General features: G+C 44.4%; 2 pseudogenes. Both read right to left on the reverse strand.

The features are described from left to right. A pseudogene (locus R7Q11_RS24800) lies at positions 1 to 775 on the reverse strand (hybrid sensor histidine kinase/response regulator); the annotation flags it as partial. Further along, a pseudogene (gene opaM, locus R7Q11_RS24805) lies at positions 768 to 1,280 on the reverse strand (acyl-homoserine-lactone synthase OpaM); the annotation flags it as partial. The pseudogenes opaM and R7Q11_RS24800, both read right to left, overlap by 8 nt.

Below are 1,280 nucleotides of genomic sequence, written 5' to 3' on the forward strand. Positions count from 1 at the left end.
CACTGATCGTCAGATAAGCAAGGTATTTGGCGCTGTAGAATCTCGATGTAAGCAGCGCGTAACCAACAAACAGCATTTCACTGATGGATAACGCTGGTGGTAGCCAGGTTAGTGAGAAATCCCCAAGGAAGTAGGTCATGCCTAGGTGTATGACAGCCGTAGACAGCATGAATACTAAGATCCCTGCGATCATGTAATTGTTCTCCGCTATAGAGAGCTTACTGCTGTTTGCGCGCATGCTAATGAGGTTGGTGAGTGTCATAACGACAAAGGTCACCAATCCCATGAAGAAATAAGAAGTGTGAGGGCCAAACTCAATCACAAATTGGCTAGGGCCATCAATCAGCACATTCTCAACGGTTAGGTTCGGGCGTAAATTGATGACCAGAGAATAAACCGTCAGCGCAACAAAAATGCCTTGTTGCCACAGTTTTACTTTGCCTTTTTTCTGCTCGGCGGCGAGCTGGCAAGAAAAGTAGAAAGCAAAAGCAAATGCGAAGAAGGAAGCTAAGTTGGCTAATTTCGCCATGAAAATGCCGCCCTCTGACCCAAGCAGAGGTAGCAAATCGGTATGGAAGTAGGCGTTACTGCTAATCCAAATAATAATGCATGTCGAATAGGCGATATAAGGCGCGTGGTACGAACCTAAGATCACTTCGTTCTTTTGTTTAAGGCGATAGCAGTAGTACAGCAGCCACACGAGAACCACGGCCACTGTAGCAAACAGTGTGATGGCTTTCGGGTAGAGTAGGCCACTAAGACCTATATCAAGCATGTTCATTCACCTGCGTATTGTGTCTGATTACTCGAATACGGCGTTTATAATCGCGAAAGTCTGTGCGTTTAAAGGTGTCTACCATCGATTCAAAATTCCAGAAGCCCCGGTACGTATTAATACCGTCACCGTTAATGTCGCAGTATCCTGAATGAAAGTAGGCTTTAGAATCAATAGATTGATAAAAATTTAACATGAACGCTTGTTCTATAATGGTGAACCCAACCTTGTAGCCTGACTGAAACAGCACATTCATCAGCTCTTTTTGTGCAAGATATAAGAAGTAGAGCTTGTGTTGAACGCTGCCGCTCACAGTAAGACGTAGCACTTCGCATACCGTCTCTGTTTTAGTTATGTGTGTTTGGAATGCCTGATCAAACACTGTTAAAGAACCATAGTCTGTAACGAGGTCACTTGCCAAGATATCAAGACGATTAAGCTCTTGATAGCCGTGCAGAGGTAGACAGAATCGCCATTTTTCACTGTTAAACTGCGGCGCATAACT

The sequence above is a fragment of the Vibrio sp. 970 genome (assembly GCF_033339075.1).